The sequence below is a fragment of the Geodermatophilus maliterrae genome (genome assembly GCF_041018925.1).
Lineage (GTDB): Bacteria > Actinomycetota > Actinomycetes > Mycobacteriales > Geodermatophilaceae > Geodermatophilus > Geodermatophilus maliterrae.
On the sequence record NZ_JBFNXQ010000231.1, the window covers coordinates 1 to 559 of the forward strand.

A 559-nucleotide genomic window follows, 5' to 3' on the forward strand; every position below is an offset into this window, starting at 1 on the left:
TGTACCCGGTCATCAGGTTGGTGTCAGGCGGCTGATCGGAGGGCGTCCGCCGAGTGCGCTGTGGCGGCGTTGAGTGTTGTAGTGCTCGAGCCAGGGCGCGAGTGCGGCGGCGCGCTGGTCGTTGCTGGTGAAGGGCTGCCGGTAGGCCCACTCGGTGGCCAGGGTGCGGTTGAGGCGTTCAGCCTTGCCGTTCTGCCAGGGGCAGTGCGGGCGGATGAACTTCTGCCGCGCGCCGAGGGAGGCGCACACCTGGCGCAGCGAGTACTTGTAGGCCCAGGCGTTGTCGGTCATCACCCGCTCGATCCGGTCGATGCCGTGGGCGGCGAAGTAGGCCGCGGCGCGGGTGAGGAAGCCCGCGCAGGTGCTGCCTTGCTCGTCGGGCAGGATCTCGGCGTAGGCCAGCCGGGAGTGGTCATCGATCAGGGCGTGCACGTAGTCGAAGCCGGTCGGCACCGGCTTGTGCCGGTGGTCGACGGTGGCCGCGCGGCCGTGCGCGCGCCAGCCGCCGCCGGCGGGGATGCGGGCCAGCTTCTTGACGTCCATGTGCACCAGCTCGCCG

1 protein-coding gene is annotated in these 559 nt (G+C 70.8%); it reads right to left on the reverse strand.

Annotated elements, in window-relative coordinates; all coding sequences use genetic code 11:
• Positions 1-12: 12 nt before the first annotated feature.
• On the reverse strand, positions 13-559 hold a 547-nt coding region (locus ABQ292_RS26630; protein ID WP_369210710.1), incomplete at its 5' end, for an integrase core domain-containing protein.